Source organism: Bordetella sp. MIP270_01_BMS, from assembly GCF_054958705.1.
Window position 1 is genome coordinate 1,598,642 of the sequence record NZ_CM143297.1, and the last position, 24,573, is coordinate 1,623,214.

General features: G+C 63.6%; 24 protein-coding genes and 1 pseudogene. 4 read left to right on the plus strand and 21 right to left on the minus strand.

Annotated features, from left to right (window positions below; genetic code table 11):
• Position 1: 1 nt before the first annotated feature.
• The 15 genes and pseudogenes from nuoN to ACV17W_RS07445 form a co-directional block, all read right to left on the minus strand.
• Positions 2–1,486, minus strand: coding sequence for an NADH-quinone oxidoreductase subunit NuoN (nuoN, locus tag ACV17W_RS07375; RefSeq protein WP_462595773.1), 1,485 nt, complete (start codon positions 1,484–1,486; stop codon positions 2–4).
• A gap of 9 nt (positions 1,487–1,495) precedes the next feature.
• Positions 1,496–2,998: an NADH-quinone oxidoreductase subunit M gene (locus ACV17W_RS07380; RefSeq protein WP_462595775.1), complete on the minus strand. Its 1,503-nt coding sequence runs from the start codon at positions 2,996–2,998 to the stop codon at positions 1,496–1,498.
• A complete protein-coding gene (gene nuoL / locus ACV17W_RS07385) occupies positions 2,995–5,007 on the minus strand; it encodes an NADH-quinone oxidoreductase subunit L (RefSeq protein ID WP_462595776.1) in 2,013 nt (670 codons plus the stop codon). Before nuoL ends, ACV17W_RS07380 begins: the two co-directional genes overlap by 4 nt.
• A 17-nt stretch (positions 5,008–5,024) precedes the next feature.
• Positions 5,025–5,333, minus strand: coding sequence for an NADH-quinone oxidoreductase subunit NuoK (nuoK, locus tag ACV17W_RS07390; protein WP_026640290.1), 309 nt, complete (start codon positions 5,331–5,333; stop codon positions 5,025–5,027).
• On the minus strand, positions 5,333–5,977 hold the full coding sequence (locus tag ACV17W_RS07395) for an NADH-quinone oxidoreductase subunit J (RefSeq protein ID WP_462595777.1): 645 nt from the start codon (positions 5,975–5,977) through the stop codon (positions 5,333–5,335). The genes nuoK and ACV17W_RS07395 overlap by 1 nt, the downstream gene beginning before the upstream one ends.
• Positions 5,978–5,994: 17 nt before the next feature.
• Positions 5,995–6,483: an NADH-quinone oxidoreductase subunit NuoI gene (gene nuoI, locus ACV17W_RS07400; protein WP_462595778.1), complete on the minus strand. Its 489-nt coding sequence runs from the start codon at positions 6,481–6,483 to the stop codon at positions 5,995–5,997.
• Between the two features lie 21 nt (positions 6,484–6,504).
• Complete coding sequence (gene nuoH / locus ACV17W_RS07405; RefSeq protein ID WP_462595779.1) at positions 6,505–7,578, minus strand: NADH-quinone oxidoreductase subunit NuoH; 1,074 nt, start codon at positions 7,576–7,578, stop codon at positions 6,505–6,507.
• 1 nt (position 7,579) lies between these two features.
• Entirely contained in the window at positions 7,580–9,907 is a 2,328-nt protein-coding gene (gene nuoG / locus ACV17W_RS07410; RefSeq protein ID WP_462595780.1) for an NADH-quinone oxidoreductase subunit NuoG, read from the minus strand.
• Between the two features lie 15 nt (positions 9,908–9,922).
• The gene (gene nuoF, locus ACV17W_RS07415; protein WP_462595781.1) at positions 9,923–11,290 is read right to left on the minus strand and encodes an NADH-quinone oxidoreductase subunit NuoF; all 1,368 of its coding nucleotides are present in this window, start codon (positions 11,288–11,290) and stop codon (positions 9,923–9,925) included.
• Positions 11,287–11,787 (minus strand): NADH-quinone oxidoreductase subunit NuoE, encoded by a 501-nt coding sequence (gene nuoE / locus ACV17W_RS07420; RefSeq protein ID WP_462595782.1) that lies wholly within the window; start codon positions 11,785–11,787, stop codon positions 11,287–11,289. The genes nuoF and nuoE overlap by 4 nt, the downstream gene beginning before the upstream one ends.
• A gap of 40 nt (positions 11,788–11,827) precedes the next feature.
• Positions 11,828–13,083: pseudogene (locus ACV17W_RS07425) on the minus strand (NADH-quinone oxidoreductase subunit D).
• Positions 13,084–13,086: 3 nt separating this feature from the next.
• Positions 13,087–13,716, minus strand: a complete 630-nt coding sequence (locus ACV17W_RS07430) for an NADH-quinone oxidoreductase subunit C (RefSeq protein WP_462595783.1) — start codon at positions 13,714–13,716, stop codon at positions 13,087–13,089.
• A gap of 65 nt (positions 13,717–13,781) precedes the next feature.
• Complete coding sequence (locus ACV17W_RS07435) at positions 13,782–14,258, minus strand: NuoB/complex I 20 kDa subunit family protein (RefSeq protein WP_006217960.1); 477 nt, start codon at positions 14,256–14,258, stop codon at positions 13,782–13,784.
• 33 nt (positions 14,259–14,291) lie between these two features.
• Positions 14,292–14,651 carry an NADH-quinone oxidoreductase subunit A gene (locus ACV17W_RS07440; RefSeq protein ID WP_462595784.1) on the minus strand — a complete coding sequence of 120 codons (360 nt, stop codon included), beginning with the start codon at positions 14,649–14,651 and terminating at the stop codon, positions 14,292–14,294.
• Positions 14,652–14,850: 199 nt separating this feature from the next.
• Positions 14,851–15,942 carry a porin gene (locus tag ACV17W_RS07445; protein WP_462595785.1) on the minus strand — a complete coding sequence of 364 codons (1,092 nt, stop codon included), beginning with the start codon at positions 15,940–15,942 and terminating at the stop codon, positions 14,851–14,853.
• A 435-nt stretch (positions 15,943–16,377) separates the two neighbouring features.
• Here ACV17W_RS07445 and ACV17W_RS07450 point away from each other — a divergent pair, with 435 nt between their 5' ends.
• Genes ACV17W_RS07450 through ACV17W_RS07460 form a run of 3 tightly spaced genes read left to right on the plus strand, consistent with a single transcriptional unit; the run spans position 16,378 to position 17,872 of the window.
• Entirely contained in the window at positions 16,378–16,983 is a 606-nt protein-coding gene (locus tag ACV17W_RS07450; RefSeq protein ID WP_462595786.1) for a TetR/AcrR family transcriptional regulator, read from the plus strand.
• Positions 16,983–17,411 (plus strand): PaaI family thioesterase, encoded by a 429-nt coding sequence (locus ACV17W_RS07455; protein ID WP_462595787.1) that lies wholly within the window; start codon positions 16,983–16,985, stop codon positions 17,409–17,411. Before ACV17W_RS07450 ends, ACV17W_RS07455 begins: the two co-directional genes overlap by 1 nt.
• Positions 17,408–17,872 carry an NAD(P)-binding domain-containing protein gene (locus ACV17W_RS07460; protein WP_462595788.1) on the plus strand — a complete coding sequence of 155 codons (465 nt, stop codon included), beginning with the start codon at positions 17,408–17,410 and terminating at the stop codon, positions 17,870–17,872. The genes ACV17W_RS07455 and ACV17W_RS07460 overlap by 4 nt, the downstream gene beginning before the upstream one ends.
• Here the strand turns inward: ACV17W_RS07460 and ACV17W_RS07465 are convergent.
• From ACV17W_RS07465 to ACV17W_RS07475, 3 genes are all read right to left on the minus strand, one after another.
• Entirely contained in the window at positions 17,856–18,608 is a 753-nt protein-coding gene (locus ACV17W_RS07465) for a phosphatase PAP2 family protein (RefSeq protein WP_462595789.1), read from the minus strand. The genes ACV17W_RS07460 and ACV17W_RS07465 overlap by 17 nt on opposite strands.
• Positions 18,609–18,814: 206 nt before the next feature.
• Complete coding sequence (locus tag ACV17W_RS07470; protein WP_462595790.1) at positions 18,815–19,627, minus strand: metallophosphoesterase family protein; 813 nt, start codon at positions 19,625–19,627, stop codon at positions 18,815–18,817.
• A complete protein-coding gene (locus ACV17W_RS07475; RefSeq protein ID WP_462595791.1) occupies positions 19,624–20,577 on the minus strand; it encodes a diacylglycerol/lipid kinase family protein in 954 nt (317 codons plus the stop codon). The genes ACV17W_RS07470 and ACV17W_RS07475 overlap by 4 nt, the downstream gene beginning before the upstream one ends.
• A 75-nt stretch (positions 20,578–20,652) precedes the next feature.
• On the opposite strand from ACV17W_RS07475, the gene ACV17W_RS07480 reads away from it, so the two are divergent.
• Positions 20,653–21,879, plus strand: a complete 1,227-nt coding sequence (locus ACV17W_RS07480; RefSeq protein ID WP_462595792.1) for an MFS transporter — start codon at positions 20,653–20,655, stop codon at positions 21,877–21,879.
• A 47-nt stretch (positions 21,880–21,926) separates the two neighbouring features.
• On the opposite strand, the gene ACV17W_RS07485 is transcribed toward ACV17W_RS07480, so the two are convergent.
• Genes ACV17W_RS07485 through ACV17W_RS07495 form a run of 3 tightly spaced genes read right to left on the minus strand, consistent with a single transcriptional unit; the run spans position 21,927 to position 24,564 of the window.
• Positions 21,927–22,790 carry an isocitrate lyase/PEP mutase family protein gene (locus tag ACV17W_RS07485; RefSeq protein ID WP_462595793.1) on the minus strand — a complete coding sequence of 288 codons (864 nt, stop codon included), beginning with the start codon at positions 22,788–22,790 and terminating at the stop codon, positions 21,927–21,929.
• A complete protein-coding gene (locus tag ACV17W_RS07490) occupies positions 22,790–23,305 on the minus strand; it encodes a LeuD/DmdB family oxidoreductase small subunit (protein WP_462595794.1) in 516 nt (171 codons plus the stop codon). Before ACV17W_RS07490 ends, ACV17W_RS07485 begins: the two co-directional genes overlap by 1 nt.
• Positions 23,302–24,564: a 3-isopropylmalate dehydratase large subunit gene (locus ACV17W_RS07495; RefSeq protein WP_462595795.1), complete on the minus strand. Its 1,263-nt coding sequence runs from the start codon at positions 24,562–24,564 to the stop codon at positions 23,302–23,304. Before ACV17W_RS07495 ends, ACV17W_RS07490 begins: the two co-directional genes overlap by 4 nt.
• Positions 24,565–24,573 lie beyond the last annotated feature (9 nt).

Genomic DNA, 24,573 nt, shown 5'->3' on the forward strand with positions numbered 1-24,573 from the left:
GCTACAAGCCCAGCGATGTTTGAATGGCGTGCACACAAAGCGCCATCAAACCGCCCGGCAGGATGCCCAGCACCAGGATAAGCGCGCCGTTCAGCGACAGCACGCCACGGGGCGCGTAAGGCGCCGAGACCGGGCCCACCTCCGCAACCGGATCGTCGAAGTACACCACCTTGACCACCCGCAGGTAATAGAAGGCGCCAATCAGGGAGAACAACACGGCGATGACGGCCAGCGCCACGTGCCCCGCGTTGACCAGCACTTGCAGGACGGCCAGCTTGGCGTAGAACCCGACCATCGGCGGGATGCCGGTCAGCGAGAACATCAGCAGCAGCAGGATCGCGGCGTGCCACGGGCTGCGGCGGTTCAGGCCTTTCAGGTCATTGATCTGTTCGCACTCGAAGCCCTGGCGCGACAGCAACAGGATCATGCCGAAGGTGCCCAGCGTGGTCAGCACATAGATGAGCATGTAGAACAAGGCCGCCCCGTACGCGTGCGCCGAGGCGTCGGGCCGCCCTTCCACCGCGCCCGACATCAGGCCCAGCAGTACAAAGCCCACGTGGGATATCGTGGAGTACGCCAGCATGCGCTTGAAATTGGTTTGCGCAATCGCCGTGAGGTTGCCTATGCCCAGCGAGAGCACGGCAAGAATCATCAGCATGGGTTGCCAATCGGCGGCCAGATCGTGCAGACCTTCCACCAAGAGGCGCAGCGTGATCGCGAACGCCGCCAGCTTGGGCGCGGCGCCCAGGATCAGCGTGACCGCGGTAGGCGAGCCCTGGTAGACATCGGGCACCCACATGTGGAACGGAACTGCGCCCAGCTTGAACGCCAGCCCGGCCACCAGGAATACCACGCCGAACACCAGCGCCAGGTTTTGCTGTTCGCCGGCTCCGACCACCTTGGCAATTTCGGCAATATCCAGTTGCCCGGTCGCGCCGTACACCATGGACATGCCATACAACAGGAAACCAGAGGCCAGAGCCCCCAGCACGAAGTACTTCATGGCAGCTTCGGTAGCCACGACATCATCGCGGCGCAGCGCGATCAGCGCATACAGCGCCAGGGACATGAGCTCGAGGCCCAGATACACCGAGATCAGGTTGCCTGCCGAGATCATGACCATCTGGCCCAACAGGGCCATCAGGGTCAGCACGTAGAGCTCGCCGCCGCGCAGCATGTCGCGCGAATGCACGTAGACCCGCCCATAGATCAGCGTGGCTGCCACGGCGATATACGAAGCCACCTTCAGCAAGTGCGACAGGTTGTCGGCAACATAGAGGCCGTTGAAGGTGCGGCCCACGGTGCCGTTATTCCACTGCACCAGCGAAACCACAGTCAGCACGCCCAGGGCGAGCAAGCTCAGCACGAATGCCGGCTTGCGCTCGGGGTTGGTGCTGAAGGCGTCGATGAGCAGGATCGCCAGACCGAAAACCAGCAATAGGATCTCGGGTGTGGCCAGGGCGAAATCGATTTGAGATTGCATCATGGTTCAGTCTTACAGTTTCGAGACGGCAACGTGTTGCAGCAAGGCCTGAACCGAGACATGCATGACGTCGGTAAAGGGCTTGGGATAGATGCCCATGAACAACACGGCAATCGCCATCGCGCCCAGGATGAGGAATTCCCGGCCGTTGACGTCGGTGAGCTCGCGCACGTGGTCGTTGGTGATGTCGCCGAAAGCCACCCGCTTGACCATCCACAAGGAATACGAGGCGCCCAGGATGAGCGCCGTGGCAGCCAGCAGGCCGATCCAGAAGTTGTGCTCGACCGCGCCCATGATGACCATGAATTCGCCCACGAAACCGCTGGTGGCCGGCAGACCTGCGTTGGCCATCGAGAACAGCACGAAGAACGTGACGAACCGCGGCATGACATTGATGACGCCGCCATAGTCGGCGATGCGCCGCGTGTGCATGCGGTCATACAGCACGCCGATGCAGAGGAACATCGCGCCGGAAACGAATCCGTGCGAGATCATCTGCACGATGGCGCCTTCGACGCCCGCCGTATTGAAGATGAAGAAACCTAGCGTCACGAAGCCCATGTGGGCGACCGACGAGTAGGCCACCAGCTTCTTCATGTCGTCCTGGACGATGGCGACCAGGCCGATATAGATGACGGCGATGAGCGACAACGCGATCATCATGCCCGCCAGACTGTGCGAGGCGTCGGGCGCGATGGGCAGCGAAAACCGCAGGAACCCGTAGGCGCCCAGCTTGAGCATGATGGCCGCCAGCACCACCGACCCGCCGGTGGGGGCCTCGACGTGGGCGTCCGGCAGCCAGGTATGCACCGGCCACATGGGAACCTTCACCGCGAAAGCCGCCAGCAGCGCCAGGAAGATCAGTATCTGCGGCGTCTGGCCCAGCTTCACCTGGTGCCAGGTCAGGATATCGAACGAACCGCCCGACGCATTCCAGAGGTAGATGAAAGCGACCAGGGTCAGCAGCGAACCCAGCAGCGTGTACAGGAAGAATTTGAAGGCCGCATAGACTCGGTTGGGCCCGCCCCATACGCCGATGATGATGTACATCGGGATCAGCGTGGCTTCGAAGAATACATAGAACAGCATGCCGTCGAGCGCGGCGAATACGCCGACCATCAGGCCCGACAGGATCAGGAATGCCGCCATGTATTGCGAGACGCGGCTGGTGATAATTTCCCAGCCCGCCAGCACCACGATGATGGTGATGAACGCCGTCAGCAGCACGAACCACAGCGAGATACCGTCGATACCCAGGTGGTAGTTGACGTTGAACGCCTCGATCCAGGGGGCCTGCTCGACGAACTGCATGGCCGCCGTCGTGGAGTCGAAACCGGTGTACAGCGGAATGGTGACTGCAAAGCCGACCAGCGCGCCGGCCAGCGACAGTCCGCGCGTCAGCCCGGGACGATCATCGCGGCCCAGAGCCAGCACCAGCAGGCCGAATACGACCGGAACAAAGATCGCAAGCGTAAGCCAGGGAAAAGTGTTGGATGCCATGTCGCTTGCCGTCATTGGGGAATCAGCACAAAGAAAGTAATCAGCGCCATGATGCCGATGATCATCGCGAACGCGTAGTGATAGATGAAGCCCGACTGGATATGGCGGCTGACTGCGGCCACCCAGCCCACCACGCGGGCGCTGCCGTTGACCAGCAGGCCATCGATCAGGCCACGGTCGCCGGTTTGCCAGAGTCCGTGACCCAGGCAGCGCGCGCCGCGCGCGATGATCTGCTCATTCACCCAGTCGACGTAGTACTTGTTGTCGAGCAGCTTGTACACGCCGGACAGGCTGGACTTGATGGCCGCGGGAACCTTGGGATTGACCAGGTAGCAGTACCAGGAAATCACGGCACCGGCCACCACCAGCCAGAACGGCAGCGTCTGGAAGGCATGCAGGCCGTACGCCACCCAACCATGCCACTTCTCGGTCAGCTCGGCCATGGCGGGATGCTGCGGCAACACCGTGATCACGCCGTTGAAGAAGCCACCGAAGAGCATGGGGTCGACCACCAGTGCGCCGATGATGACGGACGGGATGGCCAGCAGCACCAGCGGCAGCGTCACGACCCACGGCGACTCATGCGGCGTGCCGCCATGGTGCCCGTGATCGTCGTGTGCATGACCGCCATGCGCGTCATGGCCGTGCGCATCGAAGCGCTCCTTGCCGTGGAACACCAGGAAATAGACGCGGAACGAATACAGCGACGTGACGAATACGCCGATCAACGTGGCGTAATAGGCGAAACTGGCGCCCCACACCCCGGCCGCGCCGGCCGCTTCGATGATGTGCTCCTTGGAATAAAAGCCCGAGAAGAACGGCGTACCCACCAGGGCCAGCGTGCCCAGCAGGAACGTGATCCAGGTAATGGGCATGTACTTGCGCAGGCCGCCCATGTTGCGGATGTCCTGATCGTGGTGCATGCCGATGATGACCGAACCCGCGCCCAGGAACAGCAGCGCCTTGAAGAAGGCGTGGGTCATCAGGTGGAAAATCGCCACCGAGTATGCCGATGCGCCCAGTGCAACGGTCATGTAGCCCAGTTGCGACAGGGTCGAATAAGCCACGACGCGCTTGATGTCGTTCTGGATGATGCCCAGTATGCCCAGGAACAGTGCGCCGATCGCGCCTATCACGATGACGAACGACAGCGCCGTATCGGACAGTTCGAACAGGGGCGAAAAGCGAGCCACCATGAAGATGCCGGCTGTCACCATGGTGGCAGCGTGGATCAGCGCCGAAATCGGCGTGGGACCTTCCATGGAATCAGGCAGCCATGCATGCAGCGGCACCTGCGCCGATTTGCCCATGGCGCCAATGAACAGGCAGATGCACGCTACCGTGAGCAGCATCCAGTCGGTGCCGGGCAAAGTCTCGCCGGCCAGCCTGTCGGCCTGGGCAAAGACGTCGCCGTAGTGCATGGAGCCCGCGTAGGCGAACAGCAGCCCGATGCCCAGCACGAAGCCGAAGTCGCCCACCCGGTTGATCAGGAACGCCTTCATATTGGCGAAGATGGCGGTGGGCCGCGTATACCAGAAGCCGATCAGCAGGTACGACACCAGGCCCACGGCCTCCCAGCCGAAGAACAACTGGACCATGTTGTTGGACATGACCAGCATCAGCATCGAAAACGTGAACAGCGAGATGTAGGCGAAAAAGCGCTGGTAGCCGGGGTCATCGGCCATGTAGCCGATGGTATAGATGTGCACCATCAGTGACACCGAGGTCACGACCACCATCATCATGGCCGACAGCGGATCGATCAGGAAGCCGATCTCGAGTTTGGTCTGGCCGATGAGGCTCCAGGTGTACACGGTGCCATCATAGGTATGGCCGTTGAGCACGTCGATCAGCACGATGATCGAACCCACCGTGGCGATGAGCACGCCCAGGATGGTGATGACATGCGACGCGCGGCGCCCGATGGGTCGGCCCAGGAACCCGGTGCCGAACAGCCCGGCAAGAATCGCGCCGGCCAATGGTGCCAGCGCGATCAACAAGTACAGGTTGGGTGAACTAGACATTTTCTTCCAATACCCCGTCAGCCCTTCAGGCGATCGAGATCGTCAACGTTGATCGTGTTCAGGTTGCGGAACAGCAGCACCAGAATCGCCAGCCCGATGGCGGCCTCGGCGGCCGCCACGGTCAGGATGAAAAACACGAACACTTGCCCGGCTGTGTCGCCGAACCAGCTGGAAAACGCCACGAAATTCATGTTGACGGCCAGCAGCACGAGCTCGATGGACATCAGCAGGATGATCAGGTTGCGGCGGTTCAGGAAGATGCCGAAGATGCCGATGGCGAACAGGATCGCCCCCAGCACCAGATAATGGGCCAGCGTCAACGTCATTATTTTGCTCCTTGGGCGTCGTCGGACGGCCTGGCCACACGGCCCTGGGCGCGATCACTCTGCGCAGGCATGCTCACGAGGCGGAAGCGGTCTTTCGCGCGTACGCGCACCGCGGCGGCCGGATCGTTGTACTTGGCGTCGCGACGGCGGCGCAGGGTCAGCGCAATCGCAGCCACCATGCCGACCAGCAGCAACGCGGCGCCCACCTGAACGGCGTAGACGTACTGCGTGTACATCACCTCGCCGAGCACGCGAGTGTTGTTGTAATCACCCGCCACCGGTGCCTGCGGACCGGCGCCGTACCAGGTGGCTCCTAGCACGAACGACATCTCGACCACCAGCACGGCGCCGATGACCAGCCCCAGGGGCAGATAGGTCTTCAGGCCGCCACGCAGCGAGTCGATGCGTATGTCGAGCATCATGACGACGAACAGGAACAGCACCATCACGGCGCCGACATAGACCAGCACCAGCAGCAGGGCCAGGAATTCGGCGCCCAGCAGCATCCAGAGCATGGCCGCGTTGGCGAACGCCAGGATCAGGTGCAGTACGGCAGTGACCGGGCTGCGCGCAGTGATGACGCGGAACGCGGCAATCACCAGCACGGCGGCCAGTATGTAGAACAGGACAGTGGTAAATGTCATGGGTCAGACCTTGGGCGTCAGCGGTATGGCGCGTCTTCGGCCCGGCGGCGGGCGATGTCGGCTTCGTAGCGGTCGCCAACGGCGAGCAGCATGTCTTTGGTGAAATAAAGGTCGCCGCGCTTTTCGCCGTGGTACTCGTGGATATGGGTTTCCACGATCGAGTCCACAGGGCAGCTTTCTTCACAGAAGCCGCAGAAAATGCACTTGGTCAGGTCGATGTCGTATCGCGTGGTGCGGCGGGTGCCGTCGTCACGCTGGTCCGATTCGATGGTGATGGCCAGCGCCGGGCAGACGGCTTCGCACAACTTGCAGGCGATGCAGCGCTCTTCCCCATTGGGGTAGCGGCGCAAGGCGTGCAAGCCGCGGAAACGCGCCGAAGTCGGCGTTTTTTCCATCGGATAGCGCAAGGTGACCTTGCGCTTGAAGAAGTACTTGCCCGTCAGGCGCATGCCCTTGAGCAGTTCGGCCAGCATCAGGCTGCCGAAAAAATCTTTGATCGCTTCCATATCCTGCCTCTGCTTGGCGCATCAGCGCCAAATGTTCCAGGGCGTCTGCATCCAGATCGCCACGACGACCAGCCACACACCGGTCAGCGGAATGAAAATCTTCCAGCCCAAACGCATGATCTGGTCGTAGCGGTAGCGCGGAAACGACGCGCGGAACCAAACGAACAGCGAGACCACGAAGAACGTCTTGATGCCCAGCCAGATCCAGCCCGGGATCCAGTTCAGCGGCGCGATGTCGACCGGCGAAGTCCAGCCGCCCAGGAACATGATGGCCGCCAAGCAGGACAGCAGGATCATGTTGGCGTACTCGCCCAGGAAGAACAGCGCGAACGCCATGCCCGAATACTCGACCATGTGGCCGGCCACGATTTCGGATTCACCCTCGACCACGTCGAACGGGTGCCGGTTCGTTTCGGCAACCGCCGATATCACATAGATGACGAACAAGGGCAGCAGCGGCAGCCAGTTCCAGGACAGGAACGTGAGGCCGTGGTCGGCGAACCACCCGCGCGTCTGGACCAGCACGATCTCGGTCATGTTCAGGCTGCCGGACACCAGCAGCACCGTCACCAGCACGAAGCCGATGGCCAGTTCGTACGACAGCATTTGCGCCGAAGCACGCAGCGCGCCCAGGAAGGCGTACTTGGAGTTGGAAGCCCAGCCGGCCACGATGACTCCGTACACACCGACCGAAGTGATGGCCATGACGTACAGCAGGCCAGCGTTGATGTCGGCGAGGACGACTTCCGGGCCGAAGGGCACGACCGCCCAGGCGGCCAGCGCCGGCATCAGCGTCACGACAGGCGCCACCACGAACAGGACCTTGTTGGCCTGCGAGGGCACCACCACTTCTTTGGTAAGCAGCTTGAAAACGTCGGCAAAGGGCTGCAGCAGGCCACGGAAGCCCACCCGGGTGGGTCCCAGCCGGACGTGCATCGCGCCGATCATCTTGCGTTCCCAGTACGTGAGATACGCCACGCACAGGATGATGGGCACTGCAATGATGAGGATCTTGGCAATGGTCCAGAGCACCAGCCATGCGGTCGGACCGAGAAGAGCCTGACCGTGGCCTTCAAGAATATTGAGCCATTCCATGTCAGGCACGCTCCACGCTGAGTTCACCGAATGCGCTGCCCAGGGCCGCTGTCTGCTCGAATGCCGCCGAAATGCGAACCGCACGATCGGCAACGGCATCGTCCTGCACGGTTTCGAGTTCGACGGAGCCCGTGGCGCCGGCGACTCGCACCTTGATGCCTGCGGCGAGACCCAGGGCCGCCAAGGTGGCGCCGTTCATGCGCGCCATCGGGGGCTCTGACGCCGGGGCATCCTGCAGCGGACCCGAGCGGCGCACGATGGCATCGGTGCGATAGATCGGCACGTCAGCCACGCGCTCCAGACCAGTGGGGGTACGACCGAGGCCAGGCGCAGCCTTGATATCGTTGGACAGACGGCTTTCGATACCACCGGCCAGCGCGGTATCACGCACCGACTCGGAGGTTTCGTCGTCGAAGCCTTGCAACTGCAACACATTGCCCAGCACACGCAACACCTTCCAGGCCGGACGGGTCTGACCCAACGGGGCTACCGTGCCCTTGAAGCTCTGCGCCAGGCCTTGCGCGTTGACGAAAGTGCCGGAGGTTTCGGTAAACGGTGCAACGGGAAGCATGACATCGGCCCAGTCTTGCGCCGCCGAAGCATAGGGAGTGAGCGCCACGGCGAATTCGGCAGCACGCAGCGCAGCCACGGCCTGCGGGCCGTTGTCGGCATCGAGCGCGGGCTCGGCATGCAGCACGATATAGGCCTTCAGCGGATCGGCCAGCATGGCAGCGGCAGTCTTGCCGCCCTGCCCCGGTACGGCGCCAGCCAGGTAGCCGCCGACCGTGTTGCCGCCGGAGGTGAGGAAACCGAAGCGGGCACCGGCGAGGTTGGCCACGAGGCTGGCGTTCGCCGCCAGCAGCGACGCCTGCGGGGAAGCGACGGCCATATTGCCCATCAGGACGGCCGAATTGGAGCCGGAAGCCAGGCTGGCGGCAATGAGTTTCGCGCCTTCGTCGACGGCAATGCCGGCGAACTCGGCCGGGACCGGCTGTTCCTTGGCCTGCGCCAGCGCAACGGCGACCTGCGCCAGCGCCTGGGCCAGACCGGACGGAGCCACCGTGATGCGCCCGGCCACCGGCAGCAGCGGATCGTCGGCAGCGCTGTCGACCAGCAGGATCTGCGTGCCGCGCTTGGCCGCCTGACGCAGGCGTTGGGTCATCAGGGGATGATCTTTACGCAGGAAAGACCCGACCACCAGTACGCGATCGAGCGCATCGAGATCGGCCACGGGCATGCCCAGCCACGGCGCGCCCGACAAGGCGGCATCGAAGGAGGGATCGGTCTGCCGCAGGCGGAAGTCGATATTCTCGGAACCCAGCGACCGCACCAGGCGGCCCAGCAGGGCGAACTCTTCGGTCGTGGCGTATTCGGCCGCCAACGCGCCGATCTGGCCACCGCCATGGCTGTCCCGCACGCGGGACAGGCCTTGTGCTACAGCCTGCAGGGCATCCGCCCACGAGGCTTCCTGCCATTGACCGTCGGCGTTCTTGATCATGGGGACCGCCAGGCGGTCTTCACTGCTCAGGCCTTCGTACGAGAAACGGTCGCGATCGCTGATCCAGCATTCGTTGATCGACTCGTCTTCGTAGGGCACGACACGCATGACGCGGTCGCCCTTGACCTGGACGACCAGATTGGCGCCCAGGCTGTCGTGCGGGCTGATGCTGCGGCGCCGCGCGAGTTCCCAGGTGCGCGCCGTGTAGCGGAATGGCTTGGAAGTCAGCGCACCCACGGGACAGAGGTCGATCATGTTGCCCGACAGTTCGGACTCGACCGAGCGGCCCACGAAAGTGGTGATTTCCGAATGCTCGCCGCGGCCCAGCATGCCGAGTTCCATGACGCCGGCGATTTCCTGGCCGAATCGCACACAGCGTGTGCAATGTATGCAACGGGTCATTTCCTCGGCCGAAACCAGCGGGCCGAGGTCTTTGTGAAAGACCACGCGCTTCTCTTCGCGATAACGCGACGTCGAGCCTCCATAGCCGACGGCGAGATCCTGCAGCTGGCATTCCCCGCCCTGATCGCAGATGGGGCAATCGAGCGGGTGATTGATCAGCAGGAATTCCATGACCGACTTCTGGGCGGCCTTGGCTTTTTCAGAGCAGGTGTGCACCACCATGCCGTTGGTGGCAGGCGTGGCGCACGCGGGCAGCGCCTTGGGCGCTTTTTCCACTTCAACCAGGCACATGCGGCAGTTGGCCGCAATGGACAGTTTCTTGTGGTAGCAGAAATGGGGCACGTACAGGCCCAGCTTCTGGGCGGCATGCATCACCATGCTGCCCTCGGGGACTTCGACCTGATTGCCGTCGACGGTTAATTCAACCATTGCTGTTCCTGAGACCTACAGATATTGCGGGACCACACACGACTTGTGCTCGATGTGGTGCGCGAATTCGTCGCGAAAATGCTTTAGGAAACCACGCACCGGCATCGCGGCGGCATCACCCAGGGCGCAAATGGTGCGACCCATGATGTTGCCCGCCACGTTGTCGAGGAGGTCGAGGTCTTCGGGGCGACCCTGGCCATGTTCGATGCGATTGACCATGCGGTACAACCAGCCGGTGCCTTCGCGGCACGGCGTGCACTGGCCGCAGCTTTCTTCGTAGTAGAAATACGAAAGGCGCAGCAGCGACTTCACCATGCAGCGCGTCTCGTCCATGACGATGACCGCGCCCGACCCGAGCATCGACCCCGCCTTGGCGATGGAGTCGTAGTCCATGGTGGTGTCCATCATGATGTCGGCGGGCAGCACCGGGGCGCTGGATCCACCGGGGATGACGGCCTTCAGTTTCCGGCCGCCGCGCATGCCGCCAGCCAGTTCAAGCAGCTGGGCGAACGGCGTACCCATGGGTATTTCATAGTTGCCAGGGCGCTCGACGTCGCCGGTGATCGAGAACACCTTGGTGCCGCCGTTGTTGGGCTTGCCGACTTCCAGGTAGGCCTGCCCGCCATTACGGATGATCCATGGCACCGCGGCAAAGGTTTCCGTATTGTTGATCGTGGTGGGCTTGCCGTACAGGCCGAAGCTGGCCGGAAACGGCGGCTTGAAGCGAGGCTGCCCTTTCTTGCCCTCGAGCGACTCGAGCAATGCGGTTTCTTCGCCGCAGATGTACGCGCCATAGCCATGGAACGCGTGAAGCTGGAAGCTGAAATCGGAGCCCAGGATCTTGTCGCCAAGGAAACCGGCTGCGCGCGCTTCTTCCAGGGCCTCTTCGAAGCGTTCATAGACTTCGAAGATTTCGCCGTGGATATAGTTGTAGCCCACGCTGATGCCCATGGCATATGCGGCGATCGCCATGCCTTCGATTACGATGTGCGGATTGAAACGCAGGATATCGCGGTCTTTGAAGGTGCCCGGCTCGCCTTCGTCGGAGTTGCACACCAGGTACTTCTGCCCCGGAAATGCGCGGGGCATGAAGCTCCATTTGAGCCCCGTGGGAAAGCCCGCGCCACCGCGGCCGCGCAAGCCGGACGCCTTGACTTCGGCAATGACGTCCTCGGGCTTCATGCCGGTGGACAGGATCTTGCGCAGCGCCTCGTAGCCGCCGCGCTTCACATAGTCTTGCAGGTGCCAGTTGCTGCCGTCGAGATCGGCCAGGATCTGCGGCCCCATATGGCGGCCATGCAGGCACATGGAGGTGGCCAGATCGTTGGCCGGGTTGGGATCAAGGCCCTGCCCCAGACGGGCGTACAGGTCGAGTGCGCTCATGCCGATTCTCCTTCGGCCCGGCCTTGCAGGCCCTGGAGCAACGCGTCGAGCTTATCTTCGGTCATGCGCACGCACATATGCTTGTTGTTCACGATCAGCACGGGGGAATCGCCGCAGGCGCCCATGCATTCGCCCTCGACCAGCGTGAACTGGCCGTCGGGCGTGGTTTCGCGGTAATCGATGCCCAGCTTACGCTTGAGGTAGTCGCCGGCCTTCTCGCCATCGCGCAACGCACAGGGCAGGTTCGTGCACACCGCGATCTTGTGCTTGCCGACCGGGCGGGTGTCGAACATGTTGTAGAAGGTGGCGACTTCCTGGACCGCGATGGGCGGGACGCCGATATAGTTGGCCACGTCTTCGAGGACTTCGGGCGCCAGCCAGCCTTTTTCGTCCTGGGCAATGGCCAGCGAGGCCATGATGGCCGACTGCCGCTGGTCGGCCGGGAACTTCGCGAGTTCCCGATCGATTTTCTGGTAGGCCTGTTCGGAAAGCAGCATAGTTTGAATCCGGGTTATGCGGGGCGTTCGGGCTGATAGCTCAGCGGTCGATCTCGCCGAAAACGATGTCCTGCGTGCCGATGATGGTGACGGCATCGGCGATCATGTGGCCGCGCGACATTTCGTCGAGCGACTGCAAATGGGCGAAGCCGGGCGCGCGAATCTTCAGGCGGTACGGCTTGTTGGCGCCGTCGGACACCAGGTAGATGCCGAACTCACCCTTGGGATGCTCGATGGACGAAAAGGCTTCGCCCGGCGGCACATGAAACCCCTCGGAGAAGAGCTTGAAGTGATGGATGAGCTCTTCCATGTTGGTTTTCATGCTGGTGCGGCTGGGCGGTGCGACCTTGTGGTTCTCGATCATGACCGGACCGGGATTGTTGCGTAGCCATTCGACACACTGGCGGATGATGCGATTGCTTTCGCGCATCTCGGCGATGCGCACCAGGTATCGGTCGTAGCAGTCGCCGTTGACGCCCACCGGCACGTCGAATTCGACCAGGTCGTAGACTTCGTAGGGCTGCATCTTGCGCAGGTCCCAGGCAACGCCCGAACCCCGCAGCATGGGGCCGTAAAGCCCAGGGCCTTGGCGCGTTCGGGATCGACCACGCCGATGCCCACCAGCCGCTGCTTCCAGATGCGGTTGTCGGTAAGCAGGGTCTCGTACTCGTCGACACAGGCCGGGAAGCGGTTGGTGAAATCCTCGATGAAATCGAGCAGCGATCCCGACCGCGCGTCATTCATCAGGCGCAGTTCCTTGTCGCCGCGGTACTTGCTGGCCTCGCCGTACTGCGGCATGGAGTCGGGCAGGTCGCGATAGACGCCGCCCGGCCGGTAGTAGGCTGCATGCATGCGCGCGCCCGACACGGCCTCGTAGCAGTCCATCAAGTCTTCGCGCTCGCGGAAAGCGTACAGGAACACCGCCATGGCGCCGACGTCGAGCGCGTGCGAGCCCAGCGACATCAGATGGTTGAGCACGCGCGTGATCTCGTCGAACATGACGCGGATATATTGCGCGCGCAACGGCGGCTCGATGCCCAAGAGCTTCTCGATGGCCATGACATAGGCGTGCTCATTGCACATCATGGACACGTAATCGAGACGGTCCATGTAGGGGAGCGCCTGGATGTAGGTCTTGTGTTCGGCCAGCTTTTCGGTGGCGCGGTGCAGCAGCCCGATATGGGGGTCGGCACGCTGGATGACTTCGCCGTCGAGCTCGAGGACCAGACGCAGCACTCCGTGTGCGGCGGGGTGCTGCGGGCCGAAGTTCAGGGTGTAGTTCTTGATTTCTGCCATGATTTAGCGCCCCATGCCGTAGGAGTCTTCACGTACGACACGTGGGGTGATTTCGCGCGGGTCGATGGTGACCGGCTGGTAGATGACGCGGCTTTGTTCGGGGTCGTAGCGCATTTCGACGGTACCCGACAGCGGGAAGTCTTTGCGGAAGGGATGGCCGATGAAGCCGTAGTCGGTGAGAATGCGCCGCAGGTCGGGGTGGCCTTCGAAGACGATGCCGAACAGGTCGAAGGCTTCACGCTCGAACCAATTCACGCCGGGCCAGCATTCAACCAGCGAGCCCACCATGGGGAAATCGTCGTCGGGCGCCCACGTGCGCACGCGCAGCCGCCAGTTGTGCTCGATGGACAACAGGTGCACGACCACCGCATAGCGGGTGCGCTGCACGCCGGCCACCTTTTCTTCGGTGCCCTGGCGCGTACCGTTGCCCCAGGTAAGGTAGTCGACGCCGCACAGGTCGATGCAGGTTTCGAAGCGCAGGCCGGCTTCGGTGCGCAGCTTGTTGCACACGGACAGCCATTGGTCGGCCGGCACCTCGAGCGTGAGCTCGCCGAGCGCCTCGACGAGGGCGACATCAGCGCCCAGCGCGGCCTGCAGATTATGTTTCAGGGTTTCGAGCCTGGTCATCGTCATGATTGCTTTGGTGAACCGATATGCTGGCGGTGCGGCGGGCGCCATTTGGCACCCTGCACGGCGCGTCAGCGGGCAATGGTGTTGGTCAGGCGGATTTTGTTCTGCATCTGCAGCAGCCCGTAGACCAGCGCTTCGGCGGTGGGCGGACAGCCCGGCACGTAGACGTCGACAGGCACGATGCGGTCACAGCCACGCACCACCGAGTACGAATAGTGGTAATAGCCGCCACCGTTGGCGCAGGAGCCCATGGACACCACCCAGCGGGGCTCCGGCATCTGATCGTAGACCTTGCGCAGCGCCGGCGCCATTTTGTTGCAAAGCGTGCCGGCCACGATCATGAGGTCGGATTGACGCGGACTGGGCCGGAAAATAATGCCGAACTGATCGAGGTCGTAGCGCGCCGCGCCGGCGTGCATCATCTCGACCGCGCAACAGGCCAGACCGAACGTCATGGGCCACATCGAGCCCGTTTTTGCCCAGTTGAGGAACTTGTCGGCACTGGTAGTGATGAAACCTTGCTTGAGGATGCCGTCTATAGCCATATTGGTCTCTGATAGCGTGCGAAATGACGTGGGTTATTCCCAGTCGAGCGCGCCCTTTTTCCATTCGTAGATGAAGCCCACCGTCAGCACGGCCAGGAAGACCATGACGGACCAGAAACCGACCAGACCCACGGTGCCCTGCGCGATGGCCCAGGGAAACAGGAAGGCGATTTCAAGATCGAAGAGAATGAAGAGGATGGCCACCAGGTAGTAGCGCACGTCGAACTTCATTCGAGCATCGTCGAAGGCTTCGAAACCACATTCGTAGGGCGAGAGTTTCTCGGCGTAAGGACGCCGCGGCCCCAGGAGCGACCCCGCTGTCAGCAGCGCAAACCCGATGAGGGTAGCCACCACGATAAACAGCAGGACGGGAAAATACTGTTGCAAGTTCATTCTGGCGTCCGTCAAATGCGCAAACCTTCAGATTGTAGCATTTGCCAAGTGACTATCCGCTGAACCAGCCTCGCCGGAAACCAGGGTTGATTGACCTTTTGCAGAATAAAAAAAGCCACCCCGAAAGGTGGCTTTTCAGCATGCGGCGAGGCCGCATGCGTGCTTGCGAATCGCAGCGAGGCTTGCGCCTCACAGACGATTAGAAGCGGTGACGGACACCGATACCAACAGCGGTGCTCTTCACGTCGTCCAGGAACGCGTAGTTCTTGGCGTACGAACCGTAGGCGTACAGGTTGGTACGCTTGGACAGGTCGTAGGTGTAGCCCAACGAGAAGACGTTCATCGTCTCGTCGCCGCCGGTCAGGTCGGAGTTGTTGGGATCAACCATTTGCCACGAACCGAACAGCTTCGAAGCGCCGCCGATGGGGGCGGTCAGGCCAACCATGTACGAATTGGCACGGAAGCCGTCTTCGAAAGCGTTGCTGCCGAAGTTGATGTTACCAGCTTCGCTGGCAACGCCTTGGCCGGCGAACCAGCCGTCGGTGGTGCGAGCGTAGGCCAGGGCCAGCTTCACGACTTCGAAGTCGTACGAAGCGCCGATGGCGTACATGCGCGGGGTGGCGCTTTCGTCATCAACGTGAGGAGCGTTCAGCTGGTCGTACGACAGAGCGACGTTCAGCGGGCCGTTGACGTAACGCAGACCGGTGGTGATGGCGCGCGTGTTGTCGTTGGTGCGGTAGGAGCTGCCGGAGTTGTCGTCAGCGTTGAACGAGTAGCCGACGCCAAACTGGAAGCCGCTGTACGACGGGGTCTGGTACATGACCATGTTGTCGTAGCGAACGGTGTTGGCAGCGCTCAGAGCCACGCCGATGTTGGCTTGGCCAAAGCCGGCGCCGAACGGATCGATCGAGCCGAAGTACTTCGACGCGATGTTGGTTTGACGACCGAGGTCCAGACGGCCCCAGCTTTCGCTTTGCAGACCGACCGTGGCTTGACGACCGAACAGGCGACCGCCTTGAGCGGAGTTGCCGTTGCCCGAGTTGAAGCCGCTTTCGAGTTGGAACACGGCTTGCAGGCCGTCACCCAGATCTTCGGTGCCACGCAGGCCCCAGCGCGAACCGTTCTGCACGCCATTGATCATGCCGAAACGGCTGCCGTCAAAACCGTCGCCCTTGACCTTGTTGTAGCCGATACCGGTGTCGATGATGCCGTACAGCGTCACCGAGGTTTCTGCCTGGGCCACACCGGCGAAACCGGCGAGCAGGGCGGCAGCGAGCAGAGTCTTTTTCATTTAAGAAATCTCCGTTGATTTGAGTGACAAGAGCAGCAACGCTTGCATCAGCCTGCCGCCCCCCTAACTCCGCGAAGGGAAGTTGACGCTATTGCATCAAAAAACCCCGGCACTGGCTATGGCCGTGCCCAGAAAAGTGCGAGTTGGCCGCCCATGCTGTTGGTATCACGCAACATTGCACCGAGATGGGTAGAAACGCCTACGCGTTTACCCTGAAGCGGCCGGGAAGCGCGTATTCATGCGGTTTTGTAAGCAGCCAGCTTACGTTGAGCGGGCATTGGCGGCACCCGGCGCCTGTAACGGCTCATACCACTCGAAACACGGCGCACCCCGTGGATACATTTGGCGTGCGGGCCGCGGAAGCTGTACCGCACGGGTGCTTGCGTCATCAATAACAGTGTTATTAAATCGACACACTGCTATTCGACCCCAGTGATGAAACCCACTCCTACGTCCCGCGCGCAACATTTCGTCGCCTTGCGCAGGCAGCTCATTCTGGAGGCCGCGCAACGTGTCTTCCAACGCGATGGACTGGAACAGACCACGGTACGCGCGATCGCCAAAGAGGCCGGCTGCACCACGGGAGCGATCTACCCCTGGTTCGATGGCAAAGAGGCGATCTATGCCGAATTGCTGGATCGTTCACTGGCCAAGCTGCATGAGCGACTGACCCACGCCCTGGCTGGAGACCCCTTGGGCGCCGCTCGACGGGTCACGACGGCCTTTTTCCGGTATTACGCCGAACGTCCCACGGAGTTCGCACTGGGCATGTACCTGTTCCAGGGTCTGGGACCGCGCGGCCTGGGGCGCGACACCGATGACCGGCTGAACGCGCGCCTGGGCACTTGCGTGGACCAGCTGGGCCTGGGTCTGCGCGCGGCCAAGCAATGGCCGACCGAGACGATCGCCGTCGAGCAGATGCAGGTATTCACCTATCTGATGGGCCTGTTGCTGCTGTTTCACACGCGTCGGGTCAAGTCGCTGGGCCAGCGCGCCGAAGTCTTGCTGGACCGTTACTGCACCACTCTGGAGCAACGCTGATGACACGCCCTACCGCTGTGGCGCGCATCAGCGTGGCCGAGTTCGAGCGCCTCCTGGCGGATCAGCATCCGTTTGCCGGCATATTGGGAGTGCAGGTTACCGACATCGGCTATGGGACTGCTCGAGCCGTTCTGCCGGCACGCGACGCTCACCAGCGGCTGGGCGGGATCGTCGCGGGCCCCATGCTGATGGGCTTGGCCGATCTGGCGCTGTATGCCGCCGTGGTCGGCGCGACCGGGCAGCCCAACGCGGTGACGGCGAGCCTCACTATCAACTTCTTGCGCAAAAGCCCGGCGGGCGCCGTGGTGGCCGAAGCCCGGCTCTTGAAGGTCGGACGCCTGGCCGCCGGCGAAGTGATCCTGCACGGAGAAAATGCAGAGGAGCCCGTCGCGCACATCGTGAGCACCTGGGCGGTGCCGGCGCCATGAGGCCGCCCTTGATACGGATCGGGGTGGTAGGCCTGGGCGAGGCCGGCAGCAAGGCCGCACGCTGCATACTTGCATCCGCCCCACCCCAGGCGACGCTGACGGTGTTCGATGTCGCCGAGGCGCTGTGCGAGCCCTTTCGCGGAATCGCCACTCTGGCGACGTCGGCGCGAGAGGTGCTGCGGGAATCGGACCTGCTGGTACTGGCGTTGCCGGCTCGACGCGAGATTGACCGGACACTCGAGCGATTCAGCGACGGCGAAGTGGGCGCGGATATCCGCGGCAAATTATTGTGGAATCTGCGCCCTTTGCCGGCCGCCGAGTCGGCCGACCTGTGCCGCGCGGCAGACGCCGCGGGTGCCACCTACAGAGCGGGGTCGCCCCACGCGGCCCTGGGCGCCCTTCCACCGCGCTACGACACCGCCGTGCTGCGCCAGGTGCTGCTGGCTATCTGCGGGACCTGATTGTGCCCATCGAGCCGGCCACCGCCATGCACAGGGCGAACCAGGCAAGGCTGAACGCAAAGCCGGCCGCGACATCACTGAGAAAATGCACCTGCAGCAACACTCGGCTGACGCCGATGGCGGCGACGAGCGCCGCAACGCCGGCCAGGCACGGGGTGCGCCACGCGGCCGGCAAGGCCCGCATCGCCAGGTAACAGGCAAATCCGTAGACAGCCAGCGAGGCGGTGGCGTGGCCACTGGGGAAACTCCAGCCGTCGGCATGGATATAGCCATGCGCATGCTCGGGACGCACCCGCTTGAACAGATGCTTGAAAAGCTGGTTCAGGGCCCCGGCCCCGCCGGTGATGACGGCGCAGGCAAGCGCCAGACGCCACTGCCGCCGCCACAACAGCCCGCCCGTCATTCCGACCGCAATGAGCGTGAGAAACTCCCTGTCGCCCAAGTGCGTGAACCAGGACAGCATCCAGAGGAGCGCGGGCGGCATGGAAAGACTGAGCCCTGAGGCGAGCAGGTTGTCGATGTCGATCATGGCAACGTGGCGCGCGGTCGTGATGGCGAATGCGGCAAATATGGCGCCCGCCGTGGCAGACAGGAGCCACCACGTTCGCGGCTGACATGGGGTACCGCGCCGTTCGAGGCGACGACCCAGGCCCCAGGCTGCCATTCCCGCCATGCCGGGAACGGCAAGGAACACCAGGAACGGATGGGTGGCGATCCAGTTGACGAGAAGTTCCATAAGCGCTGGCCGTGGTGAGACGGATCGTTATACACGAGCGGGACCATCGGGGGCGGCATGCCCGGCCGATCGCCTTGCGGCAGCGGGGCGGTCGGAACGCCGGCTGCGCCCCCGGGATCACGCGAGGCCGGGACCGCATGCACCGCCCCCCTATGCAGCATCCGCGGGCGCGCCGCCCCGGTGGCGCCGGGATGCGGCACGCGGCTTCAGCCAGTGTGCTGCAATTCCAGCGGCTGCTCGGCGACACAGCGGAACTCGCCGGAATCGCCGGCGTAGTCCCAGCGCTGCACCGAACAGGCGCGCACGGCCCTGTCGGGCGGGTACTCGATCACATTCACCGAGTTGGGCACCCCGCCGCGCAGTCGCCGCGACACCGCCGTGCCGGCCTGAATGGCCCAGGCACGCCGTGGCACCGGGTCGGCCGCGCCATGAACGGGAATCACATAAGGCAAATGGATGTGCCCGCCGAGGATCAGGTCGGCGCCAGCATCAACCCAGGCCGGCACCGCGATTTCGCGGCCGATGAGCAGATTGGCCTTGTCGCTTTCGACGACCGCCCTGACAGGATGATGCAACAGGACCACCCGCAGGCTTTCGGGATTCGAGGCGCGCAGGCGTTGTGCGACCCGGCGTATCTGTCCGGCCGTCACCTGCCCATTCTTGTGACGGGCGGGCCTTGTGGAATTGACGCCGATGACCAGCAGACGATCCGTTTCGACCACCGGCTCAAGGTTGGCGCCGAGCGCCCGACGGTAGCCGCGATAGGGGTCGAACAGGCGAGCAACCAGGTTATAGAGAGGAAGGTCGTGATTGCCGGGTACGGCCAGCACGGGCCGCTGCAGCGCCTGAACGAAACGCCGCGCGGATGCGAACTGGGCGCGCCGGGCGCGCTGCGTGACATCGCCACCCAGCAGCACCAATTCAGGCTCGAGGCGATGCGCCATCCGCAGGAGCCCCTGGACCACCGCATGGTCTTCGCACCCGAAGTGGGTGTCCGAGATGTGCAACAGCCGGGTCATTCGGGATCCGCGCGCAGCGGCTCGGGCGGCACCAGCAAATGCAGCGGCTGCGGCGAAACGGAAAACTCGAGCGGGGTCTGGACCCAGGTGATTTCGCCGTCCAGCGCAACCTTGACCCGCCGGCGGCCCCGCCCCACCCGCACGGTGAGCTGGTCGAACCCGAAGCTGAATACGTTGTCGGCCTCTCCAAGCCGACTGAGCATGCCGCGCAGCAACAACCCATATAGCGCCAGCGTACCCACCGGCCTGGTACCCATGGCCACCAGCCGGCCCCGCTCGAGCTCATCGGCCTCGTCAATGCCGATCTGGTGCAACTGCAGGGCATTGTTACCCACCACAATGGTGGGCGTTCGCAGCTGGCGGGTCTGCCCTTCGTGTTCGAGCTGGAGTGTGAGCTGGCGATGCGCCCGGGCCAGCGTCACCAGCGCCGACCAGACGGCCACCACCCGCCGGCGGCCATAACGCTGCTTATATGCTTCACGATCTTCGAGCAACTGGGGATACAGCCCAAGGCTGGCATTGATCAGGAACAGGCGGCCGTTCAGCAGCCCGACCTGCACCGGCTGCGGCGTGGCCGCGATCAGTGCGCGAGTCGCCGCCTCGGTGTCTTGCGAGATGCCATAGGTGCGACCGAAATAGTTGAAAGTGCCCTGCGGCAGGATGCCGAAGGGTAATCCCGTGGCGAGCACTTCCTGTGCGACCGCGCTGAGCGTGCCGTCGCCCCCCACGGCAACCACGGACCCTGCCTGACTACGGGCCTGGTCGACCGCGGATCGAGCCGCAGCAGGTAGCTGGCGGCCTTCGCGGACGGCAATCAGTTCGTACGTGCGGCCGGCCTCGTCCAGGACCTGGCGGATCGTCGCCTGCGCCTCGCGCGCGTCGACGCGGCCCGAACCCATGTTCTGCACAATGAAGAATGGACCCGCGCCGGTGGCTGGAGGAGGCGTCATGCCACAAAGATAGCTGGCAATGCCCCCGCCGGCAAGCAGCGCGTGCGGCGCTAGAATAATGGGCCAGGCTTCACCTTGATCAGCAGCTCCGTGCCGAACCGCGACGCCCCATTCAGCTTCAGGACCATCGCCGTCCCGGCATTCGGCCCGTCCGTCCTCTACGGCGTCAGCAACGGCGCCATCCTGCCCGTCATCGCCCTGACCGCGCGCGAACTCGATGCCTCGGTAGCCACCTCGGGCCTGATCGTGGCATTGATCGGCATCGGCTCGCTGGTGAGCAACATACCGGCCGCCATGATCACGTCCCGACATGGGGAACGCAAATCGATGATGGGGGCCGCAACACTGAGCGTGCTGGCGCTCCTGTTGTGCATCTTCGCCCTCAATGCCCTCATGCTGGCCGTGGGCGTTTTCTTTATCGGCATGGCTTCGTCTGTGTTCATGCTTGCCCGGCAAAGCTACATGATCGACGCCGTACCCTTGCACATGCGCGCCCGCGCACTGTCGACATTGGCAGGCACCATGCGGATCGGCGTGTTCGCCGGGCCGTTCGCCGGCGCGGCACTGATTCACTTCATGGGGCTGCAAGGCGCGTACTGGATCGCGATCATCGCCATGGCAGGCGCGGGTTTGATCGCCCGCTTTGCTCCCGACATGACGCCTCCCGAGCGCCGCGATGCCGCGACGCAGGCCAAGCCGAGGATGCTGGATGTCGCGCGCGGCCACCTGCGAGTCTTCCTGACGCTGGGCCTCGGCATCCTGCTGGTCAGCGCCGTACGCAGCTCACGCCAGGTCGTCATTCCCCTCTGGGCCGACCACCTGGGCATCAGCGCCACCGCCACGTCGATCATCTACGGCCTGGTGGCCGCTATCGACATGTCGGTGTTCTATCCGGCCGGCACGCTGATGGACCGGCGTGGAAGGCTATGGGTGGCGGTGCCTTGCACCCTGCTGATGGGTTTCGCGCTGATCGGCACTTCGCTGACCACGGGCCTGGTTGGGTTCATTGCGGTATCCATGCTGCTGGGCATGGGTAACGGCATCGGGTCGGGCATTGTCATGACCTTGGGGGCCGACTCGGCGCCCAAAGTAGGCCGCACCGAATTCCTGGGAATCTGGCGGCTCATGGCCGACCTCGGCAGCAGCATGGGGCCCGTGCTGCTGTCGGCCATCACTGCGCTGGTCTCGCTGGCAGCTGCCGTGGCCGCGATGGGCGCGTTCGGCCTGGCTGGCGCCGCCGTCTTCTGGCACTGGCTGCCGCGCGGCAATCCGTCGACCCAAGATTTGCCGGAAGGCCCCTAGCGGCGCGGCGCTGCCCGCGGGTCCACGCATGTGGGCGCGACCGGGCGTCAGTCGTATCGGCTCGCCACATCCATCAAAGCGGGTGTACCGATGACGGCATTGAGCTGGTCGAAATCCAGCATGTGGTCGCGCCAGGGCACGGTCGTGCCGTGCTGCCGCAAACTTGCGTAATAGCCTTGCAGCGTATGCGCCACGGCGCGCGCCGTGCCGCCCGGGAATATGACGATGCGAAAGCCGCGGGCCGCCAGCGCATCGGCGCTCTCGATCGGGGTCTGGCCGCCTTCGACCATATTGGCCAGCAAGGGCACACGCGATGCGAATCGCTCGCAGGCGGCATCCAGTTGCGCGGGTGAGCGCAGCGCTTCGATGAAAATTGCGTCGACGCCGCATTCCAGATAACGCTCGGCGCGGTCGAACGCGGCGTCGAGGCCCTCGACGGCCAGCGCGTCGGTGCGGGCCAGAATCAGGGTGGCATCGGACTGGCGTGCATCCAGGGCCGCGCGCAGTTTGCCGCACATCTCAGCGGCCGGCACCACCGATTTGCCCGCCAGGTGTCCGCAGCGCTTGGGGAAACCCTGGTCTTCCAGCTGGATCATGGTCGCACCCGCGCGCTCGAAACCGCGCACCGTGCGCTGGACGTTCAGCGCATTGCCAAACCCCGTGTCGCCATCCACGATAACCGGACGGCTTACCCGTTCGGTTATGCGCGCCAGGACGTCTTCGACCTCGGTATAGGTGGTGAGCCCGACGTCGGAACGGCCCAGACGCGAATAGGCGATTGAGGCGCCCGACAGATATAGCGCGTCGAAGCCGGCCTGCTCGGCGACGAGTGCCGACAGTGCGTCGTAGACGCCCGGCGCCAGCAAGGCGGGGCCGGAGGCGAGACGATTCTTCAATGTACGTTCGGACATCATGCACTCAGGGGGTGACGAGTGAGCGAACCATCGGCCAGGCGGCGCTTCAACTGAGGCAACAGGCCCCCCGCCCGCACCATGTCGAGCAGAAAGGGCGGTACCGGGTCGCACGTCAGGGACGTTCCGTCGGATCGGTGGATCCGGCAATTGGGCAGATCGATCGCGACCTGCTCCCGTTCGGAGATTTCGCCCGCGCGATCGCAAGTCAGAAGCAGCAATCCCACATTGAACGCGTTGCGAAAGTACAGTCCGCTGAAGCTGGGCGCGATGACGGCGTGCACGCCAAGCTGCACGAGCGCCGCGGCGGCCTGTTCGCGAGAAGATCCGATGCCGAAATTGCGACCCGCCACCAACACGTCGCCCGCCCTCACCCGGGCCGCGAATTCGGGCCGAATGCCTTCGAGGCAATGACGAGCGATTTCGTCGATGCTGAATTTCATGTAGGCGCCGGGGGCCAACTGGTCGGTGTCGATGTCGTCGCCCACGCGCCAGACTGTGTGAGTGATAGTCATGCCAGAAACTCGCGCGGATCGGTGATTTGACCAGTCAGCGCCGAGGCGGCGACCGTGTACGGCGATGCCAGGTAGACCTGGGCCGTAGATGCGCCCATACGTCCCTTGAAATTCCGGGCAGTGGTTGCGATGACGTTGACGCCTTCGGGAATAGAGCCGCCATAGCCGGAACAGGCTCCGCACGACGTCGGCAACAGCGTGGCGCCGGCCTGCAGCAATTCGGGCAATATGCCTTCCTGATGGGCCGCGGCCTGATCGCGTTGACTGGCGGGAGCGACCATCAAGCTGACGCCCGCTGCCACCTTGCGGCCCTGCAGGACGCGCGCGGCAGCGCGCAGATCGTCAAGCTTGGCGCCCGTGCAGGCGCCTATGTACGCGACCTGCACCGGCACATTCTCGTATGCCTGTACGTCGGATGCGTTAGCCGGGCTGTGCGGCGCCGCGACCTGGGGCGCCAATGCGGCGGCATCGAATTCATGCAAGTGCGCAGGAGCGCCCGGATCGGACTGCCAGTGCGCAACGTCCAGGCCGGTCACGCCCGCCTGGCGCAAATATTGTTCGGTCGTTTGATCGGGCGCCACCAGCCCTGCCTGCGCGCCCAGTTCCGCCGACATGTTCGACAGGGTCATGCGCTCTTGCATGGACAGCGCCCGAACCGCCTCGCCACAGAACTCGACGGCTTGATAGCGGCCGCCATTCATGCCCAGGCGGCCGATCATGTGCAGCATCATGTCCTTCGCGCTCAGGCCCGGGCCCAGACGCCCGTTCCAGCGCATCATCAGCGTCTCGGGGACGCGCATCCAGATTTCGCCGCTGGCCACCACGCCCAGCATTTCGGTACTGCCCACTCCGAACATGTACGCGCCGAAGGCGCCGCCCGTGGGCGAATGCGAATCGCCGCCCACGCAGAACATGCCCGGCCTGATGTGCCCGTGTTCAGGCACGACGACGTGGCAGATGCCTACCGAGTCATAGACGTGCGGAAGCGCCTGTTCGAGCGCCCATTCGCGTGCAATGCGCACGATACGGCGCGATTCGTCATCGGCCTCGGGCACATAGTGGTCCAGCACCAGCACGACTTTGGAGCGGTCCCACAGCCCGGTACCCAGTTCCTCGAGCATGGGCTTGAGCCGGCGAGGACCGCTGGAGTCATGGAACATGGCGAGATCCACCTTGCATGTCACGATATCGCCAATGCGCACCGTGTCGCGGCCGGCCGCGGCGGCCAGCAGCTTCTGGGCGAGTGTCTGTGCAGTCACGACAAGACC

What these genes read in the sequence shown, in the direction of transcription:
- nuoN (WP_462595773.1), bottom strand. Translation starts at nt 1,486, where the DNA reads ATGATGCAATCTCAAATCGATTTCGCCCTGGCCACACCCGAGATCCTA.
- ACV17W_RS07465 (WP_462595789.1), bottom strand. Translation starts at nt 18,608, where the DNA reads ATGGAACTTCTCGTCAACTGGATCGCCACCCATCCGTTCCTGGTGTTC.
- nuoH (WP_462595779.1), bottom strand. Translation starts at nt 7,578, where the DNA reads ATGGAATGGCTCAATATTCTTGAAGGCCACGGTCAGGCTCTTCTCGGT.
- ACV17W_RS07490 (WP_462595794.1), bottom strand. Translation starts at nt 23,305, where the DNA reads ATGACTATCACTCACACAGTCTGGCGCGTGGGCGACGACATCGACACC.
- ACV17W_RS07460 (WP_462595788.1), top strand. Translation starts at nt 17,408, where the DNA reads ATGAGGCCGCCCTTGATACGGATCGGGGTGGTAGGCCTGGGCGAGGCC.
- nuoI (WP_462595778.1), bottom strand. Translation starts at nt 6,483, where the DNA reads ATGGAAGCGATCAAAGATTTTTTCGGCAGCCTGATGCTGGCCGAACTG.
- ACV17W_RS07475 (WP_462595791.1), bottom strand. Translation starts at nt 20,577, where the DNA reads ATGACGCCTCCTCCAGCCACCGGCGCGGGTCCATTCTTCATTGTGCAG.
- ACV17W_RS07380 (WP_462595775.1), bottom strand. Translation starts at nt 2,998, where the DNA reads ATGACGGCAAGCGACATGGCATCCAACACTTTTCCCTGGCTTACGCTT.
- ACV17W_RS07430 (WP_462595783.1), bottom strand. Translation starts at nt 13,716, where the DNA reads ATGACGATGACCAGGCTCGAAACCCTGAAACATAATCTGCAGGCCGCG.
- ACV17W_RS07450 (WP_462595786.1), top strand. Translation starts at nt 16,378, where the DNA reads ATGAAACCCACTCCTACGTCCCGCGCGCAACATTTCGTCGCCTTGCGC.
- ACV17W_RS07440 (WP_462595784.1), bottom strand. Translation starts at nt 14,651, where the DNA reads ATGAACTTGCAACAGTATTTTCCCGTCCTGCTGTTTATCGTGGTGGCT.
- ACV17W_RS07455 (WP_462595787.1), top strand. Translation starts at nt 16,983, where the DNA reads ATGACACGCCCTACCGCTGTGGCGCGCATCAGCGTGGCCGAGTTCGAG.
- ACV17W_RS07435 (WP_006217960.1), bottom strand. Translation starts at nt 14,258, where the DNA reads ATGGCTATAGACGGCATCCTCAAGCAAGGTTTCATCACTACCAGTGCC.
- ACV17W_RS07470 (WP_462595790.1), bottom strand. Translation starts at nt 19,627, where the DNA reads ATGACCCGGCTGTTGCACATCTCGGACACCCACTTCGGGTGCGAAGAC.
- nuoK (WP_026640290.1), bottom strand. Translation starts at nt 5,333, where the DNA reads ATGACGTTGACGCTGGCCCATTATCTGGTGCTGGGGGCGATCCTGTTC.
- ACV17W_RS07445 (WP_462595785.1), bottom strand. Translation starts at nt 15,942, where the DNA reads ATGAAAAAGACTCTGCTCGCTGCCGCCCTGCTCGCCGGTTTCGCCGGT.
- nuoL (WP_462595776.1), bottom strand. Translation starts at nt 5,007, where the DNA reads ATGTCTAGTTCACCCAACCTGTACTTGTTGATCGCGCTGGCACCATTG.
- nuoG (WP_462595780.1), bottom strand. Translation starts at nt 9,907, where the DNA reads ATGGTTGAATTAACCGTCGACGGCAATCAGGTCGAAGTCCCCGAGGGC.
- ACV17W_RS07395 (WP_462595777.1), bottom strand. Translation starts at nt 5,977, where the DNA reads ATGACATTTACCACTGTCCTGTTCTACATACTGGCCGCCGTGCTGGTG.
- nuoF (WP_462595781.1), bottom strand. Translation starts at nt 11,290, where the DNA reads ATGAGCGCACTCGACCTGTACGCCCGTCTGGGGCAGGGCCTTGATCCC.
- ACV17W_RS07485 (WP_462595793.1), bottom strand. Translation starts at nt 22,790, where the DNA reads ATGTCCGAACGTACATTGAAGAATCGTCTCGCCTCCGGCCCCGCCTTG.
- nuoE (WP_462595782.1), bottom strand. Translation starts at nt 11,787, where the DNA reads ATGCTGCTTTCCGAACAGGCCTACCAGAAAATCGATCGGGAACTCGCG.